Below are 20,648 nucleotides of genomic sequence, written 5' to 3'. Positions count from 1 at the left end.
ATTGCTAGGCTGACTACTAAGGATGTTGATTGGGGAGATAGCCATACTTATAAATTATTAGATGATGCTCAGGGTCGCTTTAAAATTGTTGACGATCAACTAAAAGTCAAAGATGGCACTCTCTTAGACTTTGATGTCAACTCTAGTCACCCGATCAAAATCCGCACCACGGATTCCGGAGGTAAAAGCTACGAGGAAATTTTCACCATTGAGGTCCTTAACCAGAATTTTGCTCCGACAGATATCAGCCTTGATGGCAACAGTGTCAAAGAATTCAGTAAAAATGGCACTACTATTGCTAGGCTGACTACTAAGGATGTTGATTGGGGAGATAGCCATACTTATAAATTATTAGATGATGCTCAGGGTCGCTTTAAAATTGTTGACGATCAACTAAAAGTCAAAGATGGCACTCTCTTAGACTTTGATGTCAACTCTAGTCACCCGATCAAAATCCGCACCACGGATTCCGGAGGTAAAAGCTACGAGGAAATTTTCACGATTGAAGTCCTTAACCAGAATTGGGAAAGCAAATCGATTAGGGGAGACCGTTACGATAACCGCCTTGAAGGCGGTCATGGTGATGATAGGCTTTGGGGTAATCGCAATAATGACACACTAATTGGTGGCTCGGGTCATGACACTCTTTCAGGAGGTTCTGGGGATGACAGTCTTGTGGGAGGTTTCGGTAACGACTTTCTCAGGGGCACTTGGGGCAATGACACTCTCCATGGTGGCTCGGGTCATGACACTCTCGGAGGTGGTCAGGGAGATGACTCCCTTTCTGGGGGTGTTGGCAATGATAGGATCATGGGAGATGTAGGCAACGATACCCTAGAAGGTAGTTCAGGTGAGGACAATCTAAGCGGAGGTTCGGGTGATGACCTGATCGAGGCTGGGACAGAAGATGATAGTCTCAGAGGAGGTAAGGGAGGTGACACCCTCAAAGGTGGCTCTGGCAATGACTACCTTAGAGGAGACGATGGAAATGACAGCCTTGAGGGTGGCTCTGGTAACGACTCTTTGATCGGGGCTTCGGGTGATGACACCCTTGATGGCGGGAGTGACCATGATACCTTAAAAGGTAGCTCTGGGAATAACTATTTGATCGGAGGTTCGGGTGATGACCTCCTCGACGGTGGCCGGGACCATGATAGTCTTGAGGGTGGCTCTGGCAACGACTATTTGATCGGAGGTTCGGGTGATGACCTCCTCGACGGTGGGCAGCACCATGACTTCCTTAAGGGTGGCTCTGGTAACGACTATTTGATTGGAGGTTCCGGTAATGACACTCTCAATGGAGTTGGAAATGGTTCCCGAGGTAATGGTGAAATTGATGTTCTTGTTGGTGGAGCTTGGTCAGATACTTTTATCCTAGGAGATGATCATCGCGCTTTCTACCAGGGTAAGGGCGACAATGATTATGCAGAGATTTATGACTTAGAATCTAAAGACATCATTCAGCTCTATGGTGTAGCGGATCAATATGATTTGGTTGACGCTGATAATGGGTTACCCGGTAGCACAGCTTTATATTTTAAGAATGATTTGATTGCAGTATTACACGATGTATCTGTGAGTGATGTCAGCAGTAGACTTGAATTTCTTTCCTAATCTGACCAGTTGTAAGATTGGCAAGATGACCGAAGTTAGGGAAGATGGGGAAGCATCTACCGAGAGTCGGACTGATTTTTCTGCCTGTTTGAATAGGATTGCTATACTTTTATCTGCTGGTGTTTACCAGTTCTCAATTACTGACTAACTAGATTTCTCATCCATTAACAAAAACGGTATAATGGCACCCTTTAATTTATAAACTAAAGGGTGCCATTACATTTATTCTTTATTTATTCTGTATAGTCTTCAGGTTCGAGTCTTGGTATTGCCTTCGCTAAAAAGAATTATCATCGATAGAATTATCATGGATTTCGTTACCAGAGGTTTCACGAGTCCCGTGATTGACCTCTTTATGGTTATAGTTACTATCTCCGAGCCTTGGCTGATTAACGTCTGATGAGCGTTGATCAGTCTCAGGAATTTCTAGAGCTTTTCTGTGAGATGATGGTAGGGAATCGATTGACCTAGAAGATTTTGGTGAGGTACCCCTCCAAGTTTTCCAGGCAGCTTTGACACCCTTAACCACATTACGAGTATTCTCTTTGACTTTTTGGGCTTGGTTTTTAGCACTGCTAATACTGTGATCAACCTGTTGAACCACGTGACCAGCACTTTGGACTCCTTGATTAAGATCATCCGTCAAGTCGCTGATTTCTAAGCCTGTGAGCCGAATGGCTTCTAGGGTCGGTGGTAATTCCCGATTTAGGGTATCAGCTAATTTTTCCACACTACGAGCTGCCCGCGCTAACTCTTGTACAGCAGGCAATAACGTTACCAAAACAGCGGTTAAACTAACTGCTACGAGCAGAAAGGACAGCCCGAGCCAAAATAGAGGATCAATCACAAAAAATCCTAGGATGTTGGGAAGCCCCGTCTATGGGGGAGAGGGGTGATGACCGTTGATTTATTATACAGGTTAACCTGTGCTATGATTCAGTAACTGGCAATGGAAAATCGGAGTTTACGACTTTTTTGATCAAGCCCTCGCCTGCAGTAATTAAGCTTAAGTCAACTTAATTCAATAGCAAGCTTGGAGTCTTGAAAAAACACCCTTGAGAAAACACCATTAAGCTCGCCCAAACTTTAACCAATTGTATGCTATCAGTTTTCTTGACATTTGACAACGTATTTGACAACGTTTAGTAATATTATTGGCTAATACTTGCACCATAGGATAAATTTTTCCATTTCCGATATTCGTGAGTCGGCTAACCGACACAAAAACAGGACTTTGCACTTGTAGGGGGATAATTTATGGAGAAGGGGAAGAGGGGGAAGAAGCGGAAGAAGGGCACGTAAGAAAAAACCCATGAGATTGGGTCAATCGGTAACACCAAAAAAAAGCACTAAACCTTCTTACCCCCCGTCCGGGATGCCTAAAGCTAATGTTGATTAGCGGACGAGTTGGACTCTGCGGCAACTGCCGACTCGGACTTTTGAGGCTCTACGCTTTCAGGGACAGAACCTTTTTCAGGGACAGAAGCTTCAAGACCTGCTGCGATCGCTACCTTTAGTCGAGCTAGGGTATCATCCCAGTTACGCAGTGTGGAATCGGAAAGGCGATCTGCCTGTAGTTGCACACTGCTAGAAAGATCTTCGGCTAATTCGGGTAAGGCATCTGCTGATTTTTTCAATAGCTTGCGCGTATCGCGACCAGTACGGGGGGCAATTAGTAACCCTACCACTGTTCCTACGGCACTACCCAATAGCATGCCACCGATAAATGTTCCAGCACTTTTTTTTGACATCTTTTGATTTGTGTTCCTCCAACAATTTTAGATAAATGGGATGGATAAAACTTTTATACTAAATGGTTTTGATTAATTATCCTACAAGTAGCTTGATAATTAATCAGTAGTTAGTAGGCGCTTGAGTGTGGGTTGATCACGGGAGCTACGGTGAGGGTGATCTCAGTTGCCGCTTAGGGTTGGTGACGGCTATGCTGGGAATACTACAACCCGATACTAGTCACTACCTGATATAGCGCTACGCTTAGCGTCAGAAGTCAGAAGTCAGAAGTCAGAAGTCAGAAGTCAGAAGTCAGAAGTCAGAAGTCAGAAGTCAGAAGTCAGCGATTACTTACGTTTCGTAGTTTGGGAATGTCAAACATCTGAATGCGTAGTGCTATACTAGTGCGATCGCTTTTGAGGAAGTAAGCTGTTCTTGCTCATCGGTTTATTACTAAAGCGCCACCTAAATCCTCCAAATTTTTGAAGCATACCCAACAGTAGAAAAATTTGCTTGAGTGTGTGTAGCTTAACCTGTAATTGTTGATACTCCTCTCTTAAACCATGAATACCTACTTGCCCAAGAACAATTGCCTTGGGAGCACTATGTAACGTTTTAGAGATACGGCCTTCAACCCTTTCCAACTGATTAGCGATAGATGAAAGCCACTGTCCCAATCGCCAAACTTGGCAAGCAATGTATAGACACAAGAGGGAGAGCATAATGTTGATGACGATTACAAGTATCATAATCAAGATACCAGTGATATAATTGACTTTACAATGATACGATGGCTAAGGTTGGGCAACTGGGAGAGAAGTTAGTCGCTAGGTGGTTACAAAGCCAAGGCTGGATCATCCTAAACCATAGCTGGCGCTGTCGATGGGGAGAGATTGACCTAATTGCCAAAGGAAACCCGGTGGCATTGGCTTTTGTCGAGGTTAAAACTCGCAGTCGAGGGAATTGGGATGCCGATGGTATGCTAGCAATTACACCACAAAAGCAAGCTAAACTCCGGCTTACAGCTGAGTTATTTCTGTCAGAACATCCAGATTTAGCTGATTTACCGTGCCGATTTGATGTTGCTCTTGTCCGTTGCCAGTGCCTGAACCAACCTTTACACTCTACAACCGCAGATCAAGAGATCGAATTTCCGATAGTTGAACTAGCTCAACCGGTATTGGTGGCAGGATATAAGCTGATGCTACAACACTACATGCAGTCAGCTTTTGATTAGCTACTCGGTTTGGGGGTTGGGTTTTGCTGCTAGCTCATTTTTTCTTAATCATCAACATTGCCTTTTGGCTTGCTTTTGCCTGATTTTTTCGGGACTTGCTTCTTGGTATAGTCAGCGCCCTTTATCTCAACAAACCTAGCCTTGAGAGGCTTCCCAGGTGGGAGTGTCACAAACATACGATTTTTTCAGGCAGACAGATTCTCCGGTATTACCTAATCTTAAAGAAGAAACAGATACCCATTATCATAGCTTGGTATAAACTGAATCATATCCATAACTCCTCAAGAGTAGAAACATGGAAAGCCTCACCATTGCTATGGTCGAGTGGATCATAAAACTGTTCCGCGTCTACCTGGTCGCAGGTTTGATTTTTGCGGTTCCTTTCGTCATCTTTGGCGTGCAACGGGTGGATCCCAATGCCCAGGGATGGGCGATCGGCTTTCGCATTATGATCATTCCCGGTGTGACTGCCTTCTGGCCGATGTTTGCCACTCGCCTGTTGAGAGGCAAAACTCTTCCGACTGAACGCAATGCTCACCGTATCTCGGCCAAACGACTGACCTGAAAGGGAAATGCTATGATTCTCGCTCGCCGTAAAACTCACTTTTATTCCTTTGTGGTACTAGCAGTTGTCCTACCAGTGTGCTTCTTGGCAGGGATTTTACTGCGTCCTAGTTACGAACCAGTTGATGTAGCTAGCAATAACTTATTTACACAGGCAGGGTTCGTGACACAAACCCAACCCAGAAAGGCAATTGGCTCAACTAAACTTGATGATGGAACATTTCGGTTTCATGTTGAAACCTTTGTCAATTACCAAGGCAAACTGGTGATGGAACTTAAGTCTCTTTCTTTGCTCCAAGTTCCCGATCCCTTGCTGTATTGGGACCCTAGGCAAAAAGCCCCCACAGAAATTAGCGTCCGCTCAATACTGCTAGGCAATCTGGCCGGGTTATCTCGTAAACAATTTTTGCTTCCTCCCAGTGTGCGAGGCAAAGCGGGACATTTGCTGATATACAGCCAGGGGCAACAAAAGCTGATTACAGCTCTACCATTGCCAGCCAAACTGACTAGACTTTATCGTTATTAGTGCTTAGTAAATAAAAGAAGGTTTACTGATAGTTAATAATAACTAATAACTAATGAATAATGAGCAATAGCAATAGCAATTAACCTTTAGTAAAAAAATGAGTGTTGCCTATAAAGCTGTTCTGTGGAACCGCCAGAAGTTTATTTACGATGCTATCCTTCTGAGCCTAGTTGCCCTTTATATTGTACTTTTCATCAATGTTACCCAGTGGTTCGATAGCAACATCGACATCAGGGGAGTCAGGATTCGCGCCTTTGGCTCAGCTGCTTTCATCCTGTTGCATGTGATCTTATCCATTGGTCCGCTAACTCGCCTGAGTCCAAAATTCTATCCCCTCCTCTACAATCGGCGTCATATGGGGGTTACGATGTTCTTCTTGGCTCTCCAGCACACCCGCCTTGGCCTGCAATGGTACCACGACTTCGGCAATCTCGAACCTCTGGTCAGTCTGTTTGTGAGCAATACTAACTATCTTACCTTTATTCGCTTTCCCTTCCAGGTTTTGGGATTTGTTCCCCTGGTGATCTTGTTCCTAATGGCAGCCACTAGCCACGATTTCTGGCTGGCTAACCTAACGGCTCCGGTTTGGAAAGGTTTACATATGAGCGTTTATCTTGCCTACGGACTACTGACAGGTCATGTCCTGCTAGGAGCACTGCAAACTAACACGGATCCAGTTCTGACCCTTGCTGTTGGTGTTGGACTAGTGTGGATTGTGGGAGTGCATTTGGCAGCAGGGATTCGGGAGTTCGGGCAGGACAATCAGGAGCTTGTTACAGGAAACGAAGAATTTGTGGATGCGGGCAGCATCGCAGAAATCCCGGAAAAGCGAGCTAAGATAGTCACTCTCGGGGGCGAGCGGGTGGCAATTTTTAAGTATGACGGTAAGATTTCTGCTGTTTCCAACGTCTGTCAGCATCAGAATGGCCCTCTAGGGGAGGGAAAAATTGTGGATGGCTGCATCACCTGTCCATGGCACGGCTACCAGTATCTGCCAGAAAACGGTGCTTCCCCGCCACCGTTTACAGAAAAAATCCCTACGTTTGATATTAAATTAGAGGGCGATCGCATTTTAGTGAAAACTATACCGAACCTTCCTGGTACCAGCGTTAGTCCTGCTGTAATCGCCATGGAGGAAAAGACGTGAGTACCAACAGCCAAGGTCAAAACACCGATGAATTTTATATCGGTTATGGTAAGGTGCCTACCGCTATCAAACGGTTTCTGTTAATATTGATTCCCGTCCTAGCCCTGGTGATTCTGATTCTAGGGGCTGTCTTCCCCTTAATTCATGACCAGTTTAATTCTGGAAAGGTCAATAAGGCTCAAGAGTTTGAAGGGTTGCTCTTAGGAAAACCTGTTCCTCACTTGCTGGTACCCCGTCCAGGGGATACCTCCTTCCAAGCCCCCTACTCTCGCTACTTGCTGACGGGTCCGGGAAAAACCTCACCCAGGTCCAGCGTCTTGGATCAAGTGGGAAAGTGGGTCAAGCTAACCGGTAGTCCAGTTTATCGCAACAACCTTACGGTGATAGCAGCTCGCTCTGCAGAGGCAATTGACGCTCCTTCGGGAGCAGTGAAACCGGATGCGGGTAAATCTCTTGGTGAGTTCTCCCTCTTAGGAGAGATTGTAGACAGTAAATGCTACCCCGGGGTGATGAAACCAGGACAAACTAAAACCCATCGCTCCTGTGCTATTCGCTGCATCAGTGGTGGTGTTCCTCCGGTGTTCTTCGTGTACAATCAGCAGGGGGATAATCTTTATCTGCTCCTAGTAGATCGGCAAAACCAGGCGGTTAACTCTCGGATTTTGGATAAGGTAGCTGACCCTATCCGCATCACTGGGGAAGTAGTTCAATATGGGGATATGTTTGTCCTCAAAGCTGACCCAGAAAGTTATGAACTGGTGACTCAGTAAAGCTGGGGATGATGGGCAATCCATGGGTAACGAAATTACCTACACTCCCCCCTTATTCCACACTTGTCTAGAATTTGACAAATTATCTTAAATATGTATTAACAGAAAAGGGTAGATTTAGGTATCCTTATCCCACCCCTTTTAGGTGTTCTATCGTCATTAATTTACCCATTCCTGTTATTACTGGAGTAATGCTTTACTAGGAAAGGATATACCACTCTTCCTGAAGAACGGAAATGATTGCCAATAGTATCAATAACCTTAATCCTAAATTGCTGCTGGTTGTCTCCCGAGCCCTGGCAGCATTGCGACCCTCGGTGATTGCTTTCCTAATTGCAAACGCTAGTATGCTCAGTGGCGGGAAGGAAACACCAATATCGTTTTGTAACGTTCTGTTTGTTGGCAATCTCTGTGCGTCTTTGGCAGTGGTGGCTTTTTTTGGAGCAATTCCTATTCTAAATGAACTTAGAAAGTTGAATGTAAAGCTGCTTCTGGGATTGTTTATTAATGGTTGTTTAGCCGCCTTACTGTCTGCACTGATTTTCCTGGGATTACAACACACTACTGTCACCAATGCAGTCTTATTGGGGCGATTTGGTCCAGTACTCTATGCTCTGGCAGGAGCACTTTTCTTTGGCAAGCGTATTCTGAAATGGGAATGGATTGGCTTTTCTCTGATTGGCGTCGGTGTTGTTGGTATTGTTTTTAAAAGCAGTAATTATCAAATCAATCAGGGAGACCTTTTAATACTGGCTTCAACGTTTTTGTATGCAGTTACTTCGATTATCGGCAAGTTGACCCTTTCTAAAAACAAGAGTTTGTCGGTAATTGTCTTCAGCCGTAACTTTATCTCAGCTGTAATATTTTTCGCGATCGCTAGTTATTTATTTGGTCCGTCTCATTTTGGAGATGTCTTTTCAGGTCAGCTTTGGATGGTGATGGGGATCTATGCGCTAATTATCATCGTGATTACCCAATTTCTCTGGTACGCTGCCCTAGAAAAGTTAGACTCCAAGACCGTGGGTAAGTGGACTGTATTATCTCCCGTATTTGGGATAGTTTATGCGCTAATTCTGAATGGAGAACGCCCTTCACTGATGCAAGTAATAGCATTTATTGTGATCATGATTGGAGTGTCGATCACTAACTTTAGTAAACAACAGCCCCAACCGATAAAGGAAATTGCAGCTAGAGGAGAAAGTTCTGCATCTTCTATGTAAGTAGATAGCAGTTATCAATTCAGTGAGGTAGTTACTAGGAGTGGTTAGGGAGTAGGGAGTAGGGAGGGGTGCATCTCATTTTTGCAATTAAACAAAAATTCTAATAAAATTCCCAAACTGCCTACACTACCCACCCTCCCTAAAATCCCCACGCTTCCGACACTTCCGGCACTTCCCTTCTTTTTTACAAAGATGAGATGCACCCAGTAGGGAGTAGGGAGTAGGGAGTAGGGAGTAGGGATTAGGACAAAAATTTTTGTACCTCATCAGTATGATAATTGCTATAAAAGGAGTAGAAAAGAGTTAGCAATCGGTATAGTAAAATCAGCATAGTAAAATCAGCTTGTAATTTAATGAAAGTAAGAAGTAATATAAGAAGTAATGTAAGATGAAATTACTTTCCATTTGCAATCCTTCTCGATACTCTAGTCCGTTACTGGACATACCCATATTTTACCAACGGCTAGCCCTCGACGAACGATTTGAATTCTTCCACATCCCTACTGAGGGCGTATTCACCCAAGGAGCGAAGACTGAATCGATTCAGGTAGCTTCGGTGAAGGGAATACTACCTTACACTACCTTTCTCGAATTAGATTCACAAGCCCAGGATTTGCGATCGCTAGAGGAGTTTGACTTGGTATTTTGTCGCACCTTAAAGCCTTTTCCTGAAGGATATCTAGATAGACTACGATTGTGGGAACCGTTTGTAAAATTTGTTAACAGTCCTACTGGAATTCATGAGCAAATTCAGCAAGAATTCTTCCTCAAAGTAGCCAGTAAATTTACACCAGACATGATAGTAACCGGTAGCTGGATGGAAGGATTGGCTTTTTTTGAAAAGCACCAAGTTATTGTGGCTAAGCGATATAATAGTTGTGGTGGTAGAGGAGTTTTTAAAATTTGGGATCACAACGGTCATTTCTTAGTGGATAATCCCTTTGCAGCTACCAGGGAGTTTAGTCACTTTTCCGAGGTGATGAATTATCTGAAAGGTTCCACAGGTAAACCACTACAATTTGTGAAATACTTGCAGCGAGTTGATGTGGGAGACAAGCGGATTGTTGTGGTAGATGGTGAAATTTACGGTGCCTATATCCGCCGTTCGAAAAGTGGTCATTGGGTGCATAATGTCAGCGTAGATGGAGAATGTTTCTTATCAGATATCAGCTCTGAAGAAAAAGAAGCAATTCACGCTACCTTTAAACACTATCGCTGTCGGGGTATACATACCTTGGGATATGACTTTTTGATGAATGATGAGGGTAACTGGTGCATTAGCGAAATCAATGGAGGAAATATTGGTGGCTTTGCTAGATTAGAACTGTTAACCAACCAATCGATAATGGAGCGATTGTTTAGCTGGATGATTGAGTTTTATCGAAAGCCGAGAAAAAACCTATCGTTATCTTTGGTTGAGGATTAGGAGTGTTTAGTTCTCTAAATTATAATTGAGAGAGAGCAAATAATTACGGGCAACAAAATAAGTGCAGAAAAATGTCAACTAAACAAGAGAATTTCTGTGCAGATTTATCAGAGCATCCCAACATTCTGGTAAGGCAATATAAAGAGACTGATTTTCAAGCAATTGCATCTATCTATAACGAGTCTATCGTTGCAGGCAACAGTACGATGGATTGCCAATTTTATACCGCTGAGGACATGGAAGTACTCGCGAATAAGTTTGGCGATCGCGAAACCATACTGGTTGCAGAACGAGAAAGCTGTGTTATCGGGTGGGGTGTCATCAAGCGCTATAGCCCTCGCTTAGGCTACCGTGTTTGCTGCGAGATTTCGATTTATTTTTCTTTAGCGGAAACCGGTAAGGGTTACGGCAGTATTTTACAAACAGCATTGCTCAAGAAAGTTGAGGAGTTTTGCTATCACCATGTCGTTGCTAAAATTTTGGGCTGCAATCAAGGGAGTATTGAATTTCACAAGCGATTTGGATTTGAGGTTGTAGGTGTTCAAAAAGAAATTGGGTTTTTCAAGGGACGCTGGCACGACATGGTTATTATGCAGCTTGTTTTATCCCATATCTTACCTTACCGTCCTGAACTATAACATTCTGTGTTTTAGTTTTGAGCATGGGAGGAGCTTGCAACGGATAGTTCGAGCGGATGTAACGGATAGCAATATGGGAAGGAGGTCGAAGAGGTGCAGCGATTTCTTTATCGTTTCAATCAGGCTTGCTATAGCTTGAATAAATCTTTGATGATATGAGGAATAATCATCATGTGTTCTGAATCAAAATAAGCTGAGATATTTCTCAATTTTTTTCAGACGATAGTGAGGAATTTATCAGCTTTCTCTCAGCCTAGAGCTTTAAGGTTTATACAGTCAAGTCAACCAGTGAGGAATTATTAGTTAGGTAAATCTAGGGATGAGGGATTAAGTATTAGGGATTAGGCTTTGAATAGTAAACTCTAACAGCATTCCCCTAACACCATTCTCCCACCTAGTAATACTATCAATTTCGGTTAATCCATTCGTAGGATGGTTAATCCGATTTTGTTAATTTTCAATTTTTAAGTCTCTATTTTCAGAGAATCAAGTTTTTTAAAAAATTAGAGGATGGCAAAATGATTCAGATTATTACTGGCATGAAGACTTCTGTATCCGACCAAAGTCTTCCCAAGAGTATCCAGCGCTTAATTAGTAATATCCAAAGTCAGTCGGTATTGGTACCGAAAATTGCTCGTTTGTGCATTTTGGATGCACGCATCTCACCGGAAGACTTGATGGGATGGGCTGACTTTGATCATCCCATCACCGACAGCTACGGTCGAAAGCTACTGTACGAGTGTGGTTCCTTTGAAATTATGGTGATGTCTTGGGCTCCAGGAGACTACAGCACGATTCATGACCACGGCACAGCCCAATGGGGAGCAGTACAGTGCTTTGGCGAGGCGGAACACTACGTGTATACCTTAACAGATGGAGTGCTGCAAACCCTGAAGCGACTGGACTATAGCTCTGGAGAGGTAAAGGCGGTAGCTGACGATATGATTCACCAGATGGGCAACCCCGGAGAATCCTGCTTTTTTAGCCTTCATGTATACGGGACCGAAAACTCCAAGGGCTCGATTACTAGCAACGCACGAATCTTTGACCTGCTTGAAGGCAGCATTCAACGCACTGATGGAGGGGTGTTCTTCTGCTTGCCAGAGACACAAATTAAAGAGCGGCACTACGGCTTACAAGCAGACACTGATACCACGCTCAGACACCACGAAAAAATGCGCGATCGCATTTGTCGAATCCTTGCAGTAGAGGACAATCCTCTACTCCGCTCAAAATTAGCTGTGTTAGACGAGCAAATGTCACAGCTTAAGTAAGCTAAAGATAATTGGTAATTGCTAATTGGTAATTGCTAATTGGTAATTGCTAATTGGTAATTGCTAATTATTACTTTTCAAGTAAGCATTCAGCTGTCAGCCTAATGCTGTCAGCCTAATGCTTAAAATAAACATCGAACAGGATAATTTAATAGTTTGAGATTTTAAAGAATTGAAAGTTTGGGGATTTGCCTATCTAAGTATTCAGCCGTTGGCTGATAGCACCTCAAGTAGCACAGGCTTCTAGCCTGTGATGTACCCCATAAGCTGATACGCGACACGCTGATAGCTGTTGGCGTAGCCTGCGCGTAGCGCATATGCTTACCTTTTCAATTTTCAGTTTTTAATTTTAAAATGACCAATGACTAAATCAATCAATCCAAACTAATTTGTGAACCCCATAGGTCTTGAGGTAGAAATGAGCGGTCCATTGGAATTGGTGCTACTGGTTCAGTTAGGGTAAATTTGCCACTCTCAATCCATTGCTTTAATTCCATAGCAACTTGCCGGGAGAGGAAAATACTAGCAAGAGGAGCTACACGTACTAATTTACCATCAATAGTGATCCGACCAGACTTCAGCTGAGCGTAGCTGACTAACCCAAAGGTTGGACGCACCCGTCTAGGAATGGCAAAATCTACCACTGGTGCAACAATGTCTTGATCTTGTACAGCACAACGTTGCACTACTTCTTCATTCAGTACTGGCATTGGTACGCCCACACCCAGCATCAGAGAGGGGCCATAATTTTTAAAGTAACAACCCCGCACCCATTTGGGATTCATTTGCTTGGCATCTCCAATTAAAGCTAGAGTTGCTGCTGGTCCTATGGGTGTCTGATTGGGAAGGCGTTTTTGCAGTGGGAAGTGTTGGGTCCCTTCCCAAGCAATATAGCCAATACCTCCACCCATAAAAATCCGTGTGCCAATACCCACTAGCTTCAGTTCCGGATCATTGATTAGGGGTGAGATTGCTCCTGGGTTAGAGTAAACCGCATTGGAGAGTTTGGGCTGCAGCAAACCCAGATAAGTATACAAGGGGCGATCGCCTCCATTCACCCCTACAATGAAGTTTTGATACAGATTGCGGGGATTGAATAAGTAAAACTGATTAATCCTATCCTTAGTGATCGTGGTCTCAAAGGAGCTTCTAGGATAACAATCTGTCACCTGTCCAAGGGCTTGCAGGTTGACCGGTTTCCCAGCAATCAGGTCTTCAATGACATGACCACCACCCCTTTGCCTATGTTCTTCCATATCTGGAATCTCACGGTTATCTGGGTAGTCAACAACTTGAGTTGCTCCCAAAAACAAATCCACTGCTCCGAAGCCAGTGTAAGCTGGAACCCCATCTAACCAACATTTCCGTATTTTCACGGGTGGGTCAGTATGTCCCAAATTCATGATTGCTCCGGAAGACTCCATCTGCTCAAAGGTACCGGTAGTAATGATGTCTACTTCTTTCGCCGCCTGAGTCACACCGATGTCTGCCACCCGTGCTTTTAATTCTTCCACTGTCCACACTACGGCACAGTTACCCTCGATTTTGTCATTAATTTGAGCAATGGTTCGCATAGGGATTGGGAATGAGGAGAAGGGTTTTCCAAAATATCACTTGTCAGTGGTATCTTAGCTCACCTCGGTCAGGCTGAGTGATCATAGGCAGTTGTTAAGTAAGTATTCAGCTATCAGCTATCAGCTATCAGCTATCAGCTATCAGCTATAGCGCTTTTTAAGCTAGTAAGGTACAAGTTTTTGGGTTTTAGGGAGCAGGGAGCAGGGAGCAGGGAGTAGGGAGCAGTAAAGTCAGAAGAGGGAAAAGGTAAAAAATTATGTGTACCTCATGAGGCTAAAAACCGCTATATCAGCTATCAGCTATCAGCTAATGCGCACGCTACTTGAGGTGCTTTTGAATACAACAGGTAAGCATTGGAATAATGCTGAGTTACGTCAGCACCTCAAGTAGCGTGGACCTTTTGCCCACGGCTGACGGCTGACGGCTGACGGCTGACGGCTGACGGCTGACGGCTGACGGCTGAATGCTTAAGTTGTTAAAATCCATAGCTCGCGTTGTAACGGTTGAAGGCTTATGAAGGTTTACTCTTCCTCCTTCTCGATTTGATCTGATTTGTCGGATTTGGGGTGATTGTCCGATTCAGTGCTATCCTGGGAATCCTGTGATGTAGTCGGGCTGGCTAAATCAGGATCTGGTGATGCGATCGCAACGATTTCTGAAGGGGTCTGGGTATGTCTGATGGATATCGGACTAGTTTTCCATTGATCGAGGATATCTTTAATTAAAACTTCTTTGAGCCAAACCTGACCAACTACTGTTAATGGTAAAGCTAACAGTAAACCTAAAAAACCAAAGAATGTCGCGAAAAATACCTGAGCCAAAAGGGTTACTGCTGGTAGCAGGGATACCTGTTGCTTCATGACCAGGGGAGTTAGCAAATTACTTTCCACCTGCTGAATAATAATGTAGAGAATTAAAACAGCGATCGCTTTCCAGGGTGCATCTAGTAGAGCGATCGCAATCGGTGGGACTACACTCAATCCAGGGCCAATATTGGGGATAAATGTCAAGATACCTGCCAAAGCCGCCTGTGCCAGTGCCAGTTTAACTTGTAGGATGACCAAACCCACAAAACTTAAGCCAGAAATGGCAGCAATGTTAACGAGAATGCCTACTAACCACCCCCGTAAAGAGTGATCACATAGAGTCAAAATTTCATCAACTCGACGGCGATAGAAAGACGGGAAAAGTCGTATAAAGCTTTGACGATAAGCGTTGGGGTCAGCCAGTAGCATTATGGTCAAAACTAATACCAGCAAAACTTGGGCTACTACAGCCAAAGAGTTAAAGGCAATGGAGAATCCACCACCCAATAACTGATTAAGTAACGGTTGTAGCTGTTGAATTAGCTGATCTATTTGGAGCTCGGGGAAAGTAATCAGATCTGGGGGAAGACGCGCTGACAACACCTCCAACCACTGACCTAATTTTTCTATACCCCTAGGAACTTGATCAGTTAACTCTAGGACTTGGTCGGCAAAGGGTGGCACAATTAGCCAGTAAAACCCTACGGTTAGAGCAACCATCAGAAGAATTGACAGCAGCACAGCAAAAAGCCGTTTGATGCCAACCCGGCGGAATTTTTCCACCAAGATATTTAAGGCATTGGCAAGTACCACAGCAGTAAATATCAGCAGCAGTACTTTACGGATTTGCCACAGGATGTATAACGAAAGGATAAAGGCAAGTAGACCAATCCATGTGCCTAGACTCATGGTGAAACCTCGCAGTGGCTCTATGCAGTCCCAGACCTAATTTTAGTTGTATGGGGCTCAAAAACCTGATTTTACCTCAATTCTACAGATTTTAGGTTTTCAAATTTTAGGTTTTCAAACAGACAGGATGCGATTAGCCCGAAGGGCTACGCTACGCGAACGCTCCGGGAGCAGAAGATGGGGGTGATGGGGTGATGGGGTGACAAGCAGCTTGAAAGGGAGGGTGACCGGGTTTAGGTAGGGTATCCTGCCCCTCGGGAAACATAACTATGCTCTTTTTAGTCTAATTAATCGCTTATACTCATCCTCAAGGAAGATATATTTAATGTTTATTTCCCATCGTTGGCAGTCCAGAATCGCTCTACTCACAGCATTGGGGATCACTTCAACTGTGGCGTTACCAATGTTGATGGCTACTCAAGCTACTGCCCAGTCTAGATTCTACATCGAGCCACAGTTGGCTCAATTTACCCAAGTCATCATTCCTGCTGGGACTTTGATACCAGTTGAATCCGACGACGCCAAGAGAATCATTGTCACTCGTAATGAAACTCTACCGATAACGGTGATAGTAGCTAGAGATGTAGTCTCCTTTTCAGGAACCCTCCTAATTCCAGCCGGTAGTGAGATTGAAGGTGAAGTGCGTCCAGTTAACAGAGGTTCTCAGTTTGTCGCCGAAGAGTTGATTCTCAGGGATAGTGATCAATCCTTATCTATTGATGCCACCTCCGAGGTTGTCACCAAAACTGAAACTATTACCAAAAACACTGATCCGGATTTGCTCAAAGGTGCTGCTATTGGTGCAGCTGCCGGGGCTGTACTTTCTGAAATCTTTGGTAAGCTTGAGTTTTGGGAAGTTTTAGCTGGTGCTGGACTCGGTTTGGTTACAGAACTTCTCCTTGCAGGAGGTCAGGAAGACGTAGAAGTAGTTGTCATCGACCCTGACACAGATTTAGATGTAACCTTGAAGTCTGATTTAGTCCTTAACATTGACAATCGCTAATCTGAAGGATGAAGGATGAACCCTTCACCCTTCATCCTTGACTTGATAATTAATAATTCATCCTACCCGACGGTAAAGCTATCAGGCGAAGATCCTTAATCGTTAATCTTACCCTACACCGAATTGCTAAGGGCGAACATCCTTGATAATGTAAGCATTCACTTATAGCGCTACGCGCAAGTAAGAAGTTAGAAGTCAGAAGTCAAAAGTAAGCTATGACTAAGTTTCGGAGTTTAGGAGCGATGCAGAGGTGCGACCCGTGGCGAATTTAATTCGCCAACGGAAAACGCACCATTACGGTCTTGGGGGTTTCCCCCATGAGCGACTGCATCAAGACAATGTCCTAACAGTAGCGCGTAGTGCTATATCAGCTATTAGCCTATGCGCTAAAGATAGTGCTACTTGAGGTGCTATCAGCGTGTCGCGTATCAGCTATCAGCCTATGCCCAACAGCTGACTGCTGACTGCTGACTGCTGACTGCTTACTTGATAATTCATCCTTAACCAAAAGTTACTGTCACCTTAATATTCATCTATTATTATCTATTACTATTAACTATTTAGTCACCAGGTCGTCAGGATAGCTAAGCTGATGGATCTTTATCGCCGCCTTCTCTGGAGTACTATTTTGGTATTCAGTAGTTTAGTTACACAGATTCCAACAGCCTCAGCTGAAATTAAGGAATACCACGTCATCCTTAACTCTGATAGCAGTCAATCATTTGAACGCCTAATTCAGCAGACAGAGAATTTGGCTCAAACTAAACTAAATCAGGAATTTACCGGAAATCCTGATATTACCAGCATTTCTATGATGATTTTAGGTGAACGCAATGGTCAAGTAGTCCCTTTAATGATTGCAACAGTTTCTCGCTCTCAGTGGAAACAATTCCCCATAATCCAGCGATGGGCGAGTTATTTTAGCAATTCTGAAATGCTATTGGGGTTCAGAGCTTCTGATTCATCTCCAGCTCCTTCAAATCCACCTAAATCTTCAGTATTACTTGAAGCTTCATTGGAGGATGATCCAGGTTTTCGAGATGATTAACTAGTTGAATTAACTAGTTTAAATAAAAACTTGGCAACGGTTAACCTTAACTGTAGCAGTGTTAATCCTTTTTAGGTAATTATTTTCACAATTTAGTTTCACAGGTTAAGACTTAACTAATAAATAGTTAAGGTATGGTAAATCTTAATATCAACGAAAAAACACTATAAAGTTAAGACATGCTTAACCATCCAGTTAACCGCTCTTAACCTTAAAAAGATATATCTAATCAGTAGCTAAAAACTAGTACAAGCGTTTACCAACGCAATTTTTTTTAGTAATCAATGCTAGCCATATGAGCGACACCAGGGTATCAAAAAGTAGACAAATATCAGGGTTTAATAACCTTGGCTCACTACTTATGCTTTCAAACAGGGGTGTTCTCACGCTTGGACTGGTTTTCTACTGCAGCATAGCTATAAAATTATTAGCAACAGGGCTGAATTTGTTATAGCCTTTTGACGATTGTTTTTCAGCTAGCTCTGGTGGTAATGGTGCTCAAACTTTGTGATTCCGCTGATTCTTGTAGAGAGATAAAGAGATACTAGAATGTCTAAGCTAACTCGCAGAAAACTGCTAGTTTTCTTTGGGGCGAGTACTGCAGCTACTGTGTTGGCTCCTCAGATAGGCCAAAAACTGTTAGGTGGTGACTATAGTGTTGCCAATGCAGCTACCAGTACTATGGGTATTACCCCGGTGCGTTTACCCCATCCCTTGCCGATTTATCAAACTAAAAAAAGTGCCTTACCCACTGGCATTAATCAAAGCCAACTGCTTGAACCAAGTTCTGACATCAGTCTGGCTACCTACACGGTCATTGATGATGTAGTAGTACCGCCGGAGTACGAACGGTATGTAATTGTCAAATGGGGCGATCGCGTTTTCCCTAATCCAGACGATTATTTTGGCTATAACAACGACTACACTGGCTTTGTTCCTGTAGGTAGAAGCTCTAATGATGGCTATCTCTGGGTCAATCACGAATACGTTTCTTTTCCATTTTCTGACCTAGCTCCCGGTACTTCCAGCAGCTTAGCTGGATTCCCCACTAGCTTTGAGACGGTGATTGGCTATCCTCTACCGTCTAATGTGAATGATATAGAACTGCTTGGAGAATTTTTCTACAACCAAGGAGGTTCTATTGTTCGCATCCGTCGCAATGGTTCCGGTGAACGTTACCAAGTTGTTAAGGATGACTCCAAGAACCGTCGCATTCACGGTCTTTCTGGTTTAGGAATCAATGCTCAGCGGAGTGATGAGTTTAAGAGTGTTACCTCTTGGGGCTCCAGAAGCCATCAGCAAGGGGATCAAAACTACCTGGTGGGAACAGGACCAGCAGCAACTGAAGTGTTTTCTCTGAGTTCCGATGGCTTAGGGAACAAGATTATCGGTACTGCTTACAACTGTTCCGGTGGAACTACCCCTTGGGGTACCATTTTGACTACTGAAGAAAATTTCCAGGGTAGTGCCAGATTCTTCAATGGTGTTACTGAAGCTGTGCTACCTAATGGCACTCAGACTGGCTACACCGAAGGTACCACTGGGTCTGTATTCGGTCTGGTCGGTGAAAAGTATGGCTGGATGGTAGAGATTGATCCAGTTAACCCTAGTGTTCGTGCTAAGAAGCACACTGCGTTGGGACGCTTCCGTCACGAAAATATTACTTTCCGTACTGAGGCTGGTAATAAGTTAGTTGCTTACATGGGAGATGACCGCCGGGGTGGTCACACCTGGAAGTATGTTAGTAAGGGCAAACTGCGGGGCCTCAGTGATAAAGATAACAGTAAGTTATTTGAAGAAGGTACTCTCTACGTTGCTAAATTCAATTCCAATGGCACAGGTGAGTGGATACCATTGGTCTTGAGTACTCCCACCAATCCCAATGCTCCCTCTGAACTGGCTTCTGTTGAGCTAGCTGCTTTAGGTGAGGCACAACGAGATGGTCGGGTGCGCTTACCAAAGCGTGCTGGTATTGCTGGTGCTACTGAGGATGGTGGCTCGTTGGTGGTAGATCTCACTAATGAAGCAACTGCCCTCCCTGGTTATAAGAAGAAAACCCTGGCAGATTTCTACACTAGCCAAGGTGCTATTGTCGTTGATTCTTTCCTGGCAGCTAATCTAGTTGGTGGTACTCCCTCATCCCGCCCTGAGGATCTAGAAGTCCATCCCCGGACTAAAGCGGTATTCATTGCCTATACCGACCATATTGCTGGTGGAGATGGCTATCCAGATTCCCGGATCTTCCAAACTGCTAAACTCAACGCTGATGTTGATGCTAAGCAGCCTTCTGGTGGGATTTACAAGATTATTGAAAACAGCGCTGATGGTACAGGTACTAGCTTCCGCTGGACTCGATTCGTGGAATCTGGAGAAGCTGGAGCAGACGATGGTGCTGGTTTTGCTAATGTAGATAACTTAGCCTTCGATACTAAAGGTAATATCTGGGGTGTCACCGATATGTCTACTAGTCAGCACAACGGTTTTAGAACTGGTGCTGAGCCAACAGAACGCACCATTGACCACACCGACACTGGTGCTACTAGTTCTTTGGTTGGGGTTTATGGTAACAACTGGGTGTTCTATGTTCCCACTAGTGGGCCTAATGCTGGGGAAGTCATCCCCTTTGCTTATGGTCCAGTGCGTTGCGAGATAACTGGTCCAACCTTTATTGGTGATACTCTAATTGTTGCAGTACAGCATCCTGGGGAAAGTGTACCCATTGGTGCAGGTCAGCCGCCTCTGCAACGAGATATTGAAATCCTGAACTTGGATGGAAGTCTGTTTACTCAGAGCCGGACTGTACCTCTTGGTAGTAACTGGCCTAGTAGCTTACCTAAGGCTGATGGTGGTGATGGCAATCCCTCTGGACCACCCCGTCCTTCTGTAGTTGGTATTCGTCGCAAGTCTGGTGAAAGGCTTGTTTAGACTAATGTTGGTTTAGACTAATGGTAAGCATTCAGCTATCAGCCGTCAGCCGTCAGCTTATTTTATTCACAAGCACCATGAGTAGCCTAAGCTATGGGCATAAACTATTCGCTTAGCATGGCCTCAGACCTTGAGCACTTCAAGTAGCGTGGGCGTAGGTTGTTAGCTGATAGCTGATAACTGATAGCTGACGGCTGAATGCTTACGACTATGTTTGTTTAGACAAGACAGCAGA

At 44.1% G+C, this 20,648-nt stretch carries 21 protein-coding genes and 1 pseudogene; 15 read left to right on the top strand and 7 right to left on the bottom strand.

Annotation, left to right across the window (positions count from 1 at the left end; all coding sequences use genetic code 11):
- Both F6K37_RS05780 and F6K37_RS05775 read left to right on the top strand, forming a co-directional pair.
- A pseudogene (locus tag F6K37_RS05780) lies at nt 1–1,614 on the top strand (hypothetical protein); the annotation flags it as partial.
- A gap of 25 nt (nt 1,615–1,639) precedes the next feature.
- Nucleotides 1,640–1,762, top strand: a complete 123-nt coding sequence (locus F6K37_RS05775; RefSeq protein ID WP_267873721.1) for a hypothetical protein — start codon at nt 1,640–1,642, stop codon at nt 1,760–1,762.
- Between the two features lie 129 nt (nt 1,763–1,891).
- Here the strand turns inward: F6K37_RS05775 and F6K37_RS05770 are convergent, their stop codons facing one another.
- From F6K37_RS05770 to F6K37_RS05760, 3 genes are all read right to left on the bottom strand, one after another.
- Entirely contained in the window at nt 1,892–2,461 is a 570-nt protein-coding gene (locus F6K37_RS05770; RefSeq protein ID WP_008177780.1) for a DUF948 domain-containing protein, read from the bottom strand.
- A 538-nt stretch (nt 2,462–2,999) separates the two neighbouring features.
- Nucleotides 3,000–3,365: a YtxH domain-containing protein gene (locus F6K37_RS05765; protein WP_008177778.1), complete on the bottom strand. Its 366-nt coding sequence runs from the start codon at nt 3,363–3,365 to the stop codon at nt 3,000–3,002.
- A gap of 381 nt (nt 3,366–3,746) precedes the next feature.
- Nucleotides 3,747–4,094: a hypothetical protein gene (locus tag F6K37_RS05760; protein ID WP_008177776.1), complete on the bottom strand. Its 348-nt coding sequence runs from the start codon at nt 4,092–4,094 to the stop codon at nt 3,747–3,749.
- A gap of 41 nt (nt 4,095–4,135) precedes the next feature.
- Here F6K37_RS05760 and F6K37_RS05755 point away from each other — a divergent pair, with 41 nt between their 5' ends.
- Nucleotides 4,136–4,582, top strand: a complete 447-nt coding sequence (locus F6K37_RS05755) for a YraN family protein (protein ID WP_008177774.1) — start codon at nt 4,136–4,138, stop codon at nt 4,580–4,582.
- Nucleotides 4,583–4,847: 265 nt separating this feature from the next.
- On the opposite strand, the gene F6K37_RS05750 is transcribed toward F6K37_RS05755, so the two are convergent.
- Nucleotides 4,848–5,120 (bottom strand): hypothetical protein, encoded by a 273-nt coding sequence (locus F6K37_RS05750; protein WP_154659634.1) that lies wholly within the window; start codon nt 5,118–5,120, stop codon nt 4,848–4,850.
- Between the two features lie 39 nt (nt 5,121–5,159).
- Between F6K37_RS05750 and F6K37_RS05745 the strand changes: the two genes are divergently transcribed.
- The 4 genes from F6K37_RS05745 (at nt 5,160) to F6K37_RS05730 (ending at nt 8,809) form a co-directional block, all read left to right on the top strand.
- Entirely contained in the window at nt 5,160–5,672 is a 513-nt protein-coding gene (locus F6K37_RS05745) for a hypothetical protein (protein ID WP_008177767.1), read from the top strand.
- Between the two features lie 97 nt (nt 5,673–5,769).
- Complete coding sequence (locus F6K37_RS05740; RefSeq protein ID WP_008177765.1) at nt 5,770–6,819, top strand: Rieske 2Fe-2S domain-containing protein; 1,050 nt, start codon at nt 5,770–5,772, stop codon at nt 6,817–6,819.
- The gene (locus F6K37_RS05735) at nt 6,816–7,589 is read left to right on the top strand and encodes a hypothetical protein (protein WP_287248792.1); all 774 of its coding nucleotides are present in this window, start codon (nt 6,816–6,818) and stop codon (nt 7,587–7,589) included. The genes F6K37_RS05740 and F6K37_RS05735 overlap by 4 nt, the downstream gene beginning before the upstream one ends.
- 236 nt (nt 7,590–7,825) lie before the next feature.
- A complete protein-coding gene (locus tag F6K37_RS05730; RefSeq protein WP_287248790.1) occupies nt 7,826–8,809 on the top strand; it encodes a DMT family transporter in 984 nt (327 codons plus the stop codon).
- Between the two features lie 126 nt (nt 8,810–8,935).
- On the opposite strand, the gene F6K37_RS05725 is transcribed toward F6K37_RS05730, so the two are convergent.
- Nucleotides 8,936–9,076 (bottom strand): hypothetical protein, encoded by a 141-nt coding sequence (locus F6K37_RS05725; protein ID WP_154659633.1) that lies wholly within the window; start codon nt 9,074–9,076, stop codon nt 8,936–8,938.
- A gap of 121 nt (nt 9,077–9,197) precedes the next feature.
- On the opposite strand from F6K37_RS05725, the gene F6K37_RS05720 reads away from it, so the two are divergent.
- The 3 genes from F6K37_RS05720 to F6K37_RS05710 all read left to right on the top strand — a co-directional run bounded on the left by F6K37_RS05720 (nt 9,198) and on the right by F6K37_RS05710 (nt 12,147).
- Nucleotides 9,198–10,235 carry an ATP-grasp domain-containing protein gene (locus F6K37_RS05720; RefSeq protein ID WP_287248788.1) on the top strand — a complete coding sequence of 346 codons (1,038 nt, stop codon included), beginning with the start codon at nt 9,198–9,200 and terminating at the stop codon, nt 10,233–10,235.
- A 71-nt stretch (nt 10,236–10,306) separates the two neighbouring features.
- Entirely contained in the window at nt 10,307–10,873 is a 567-nt protein-coding gene (locus tag F6K37_RS05715) for a GNAT family N-acetyltransferase (RefSeq protein WP_008177758.1), read from the top strand.
- A gap of 518 nt (nt 10,874–11,391) precedes the next feature.
- Entirely contained in the window at nt 11,392–12,147 is a 756-nt protein-coding gene (locus tag F6K37_RS05710) for a cysteine dioxygenase family protein (protein ID WP_008177756.1), read from the top strand.
- A gap of 374 nt (nt 12,148–12,521) precedes the next feature.
- Here the strand turns inward: F6K37_RS05710 and F6K37_RS05705 are convergent, their stop codons facing one another.
- On the bottom strand, nt 12,522–13,721 hold the full coding sequence (locus F6K37_RS05705; protein ID WP_008177754.1) for a homocysteine biosynthesis protein: 1,200 nt from the start codon (nt 13,719–13,721) through the stop codon (nt 12,522–12,524).
- 268 nt (nt 13,722–13,989) lie between these two features.
- Here F6K37_RS05705 and F6K37_RS05700 point away from each other — a divergent pair, with 268 nt between their 5' ends.
- Nucleotides 13,990–14,112 carry a hypothetical protein gene (locus F6K37_RS05700; protein WP_287248785.1) on the top strand — a complete coding sequence of 41 codons (123 nt, stop codon included), beginning with the start codon at nt 13,990–13,992 and terminating at the stop codon, nt 14,110–14,112.
- 131 nt (nt 14,113–14,243) lie between these two features.
- Here F6K37_RS05700 and F6K37_RS05695 read toward each other — a convergent pair whose 3' ends face one another.
- The gene (locus tag F6K37_RS05695; protein ID WP_008177751.1) at nt 14,244–15,437 is read right to left on the bottom strand and encodes an AI-2E family transporter; all 1,194 of its coding nucleotides are present in this window, start codon (nt 15,435–15,437) and stop codon (nt 14,244–14,246) included.
- A gap of 325 nt (nt 15,438–15,762) precedes the next feature.
- Here F6K37_RS05695 and F6K37_RS05690 point away from each other — a divergent pair, with 325 nt between their 5' ends.
- The 4 genes from F6K37_RS05690 to F6K37_RS05675 all read left to right on the top strand — a co-directional run bounded on the left by F6K37_RS05690 (nt 15,763) and on the right by F6K37_RS05675 (nt 20,413).
- A complete protein-coding gene (locus tag F6K37_RS05690; protein ID WP_008177749.1) occupies nt 15,763–16,440 on the top strand; it encodes a TraB/TrbI/VirB10 family type IV secretion system protein in 678 nt (225 codons plus the stop codon).
- A gap of 259 nt (nt 16,441–16,699) precedes the next feature.
- The gene (locus tag F6K37_RS05685) at nt 16,700–16,846 is read left to right on the top strand and encodes a hypothetical protein (protein WP_154659632.1); all 147 of its coding nucleotides are present in this window, start codon (nt 16,700–16,702) and stop codon (nt 16,844–16,846) included.
- A gap of 186 nt (nt 16,847–17,032) precedes the next feature.
- The gene (locus F6K37_RS05680; protein ID WP_008177747.1) at nt 17,033–17,488 is read left to right on the top strand and encodes a hypothetical protein; all 456 of its coding nucleotides are present in this window, start codon (nt 17,033–17,035) and stop codon (nt 17,486–17,488) included.
- A gap of 549 nt (nt 17,489–18,037) precedes the next feature.
- Nucleotides 18,038–20,413 (top strand): PhoX family protein, encoded by a 2,376-nt coding sequence (locus F6K37_RS05675; RefSeq protein ID WP_008177746.1) that lies wholly within the window; start codon nt 18,038–18,040, stop codon nt 20,411–20,413.
- Nucleotides 20,414–20,648 lie beyond the last annotated feature (235 nt).

The sequence above is a fragment of the Moorena sp. SIO4E2 genome (assembly GCF_010671945.1).
GTDB classification, from domain to species: Bacteria; Cyanobacteriota; Cyanobacteriia; order Cyanobacteriales; family Coleofasciculaceae; genus Moorena; species Moorena producens.
This window is presented reverse-complemented; position numbering and strand designations above follow the sequence as displayed.

Excerpts from the sequence above, each read along its gene's own strand:
- F6K37_RS05695 (WP_008177751.1), bottom strand. The coding sequence starts at position 15,437 with ATGAGTCTAGGCACATGGATTGGTCTACTTGCCTTTATCCTTTCGTTA.
- F6K37_RS05715 (WP_008177758.1), top strand. The coding sequence starts at position 10,307 with ATGTCAACTAAACAAGAGAATTTCTGTGCAGATTTATCAGAGCATCCC.
- F6K37_RS05740 (WP_008177765.1), top strand. The coding sequence starts at position 5,770 with ATGAGTGTTGCCTATAAAGCTGTTCTGTGGAACCGCCAGAAGTTTATT.
- F6K37_RS05730 (WP_287248790.1), top strand. The coding sequence starts at position 7,826 with ATGATTGCCAATAGTATCAATAACCTTAATCCTAAATTGCTGCTGGTT.
- F6K37_RS05760 (WP_008177776.1), bottom strand. The coding sequence starts at position 4,094 with ATGATACTTGTAATCGTCATCAACATTATGCTCTCCCTCTTGTGTCTA.
- F6K37_RS05725 (WP_154659633.1), bottom strand. The coding sequence starts at position 9,076 with ATGAGGTACAAAAATTTTTGTCCTAATCCCTACTCCCTACTCCCTACT.
- F6K37_RS05690 (WP_008177749.1), top strand. The coding sequence starts at position 15,763 with ATGTTTATTTCCCATCGTTGGCAGTCCAGAATCGCTCTACTCACAGCA.
- F6K37_RS05745 (WP_008177767.1), top strand. The coding sequence starts at position 5,160 with ATGATTCTCGCTCGCCGTAAAACTCACTTTTATTCCTTTGTGGTACTA.
- F6K37_RS05720 (WP_287248788.1), top strand. The coding sequence starts at position 9,198 with ATGAAATTACTTTCCATTTGCAATCCTTCTCGATACTCTAGTCCGTTA.
- F6K37_RS05680 (WP_008177747.1), top strand. The coding sequence starts at position 17,033 with ATGGATCTTTATCGCCGCCTTCTCTGGAGTACTATTTTGGTATTCAGT.
- F6K37_RS05710 (WP_008177756.1), top strand. The coding sequence starts at position 11,392 with ATGATTCAGATTATTACTGGCATGAAGACTTCTGTATCCGACCAAAGT.
- F6K37_RS05700 (WP_287248785.1), top strand. The coding sequence starts at position 13,990 with ATGAGGCTAAAAACCGCTATATCAGCTATCAGCTATCAGCTAATGCGC.
- F6K37_RS05765 (WP_008177778.1), bottom strand. The coding sequence starts at position 3,365 with ATGTCAAAAAAAAGTGCTGGAACATTTATCGGTGGCATGCTATTGGGT.
- F6K37_RS05775 (WP_267873721.1), top strand. The coding sequence starts at position 1,640 with ATGACCGAAGTTAGGGAAGATGGGGAAGCATCTACCGAGAGTCGGACT.
- F6K37_RS05755 (WP_008177774.1), top strand. The coding sequence starts at position 4,136 with ATGGCTAAGGTTGGGCAACTGGGAGAGAAGTTAGTCGCTAGGTGGTTA.
- F6K37_RS05705 (WP_008177754.1), bottom strand. The coding sequence starts at position 13,721 with ATGCGAACCATTGCTCAAATTAATGACAAAATCGAGGGTAACTGTGCC.
- F6K37_RS05675 (WP_008177746.1), top strand. The coding sequence starts at position 18,038 with ATGTCTAAGCTAACTCGCAGAAAACTGCTAGTTTTCTTTGGGGCGAGT.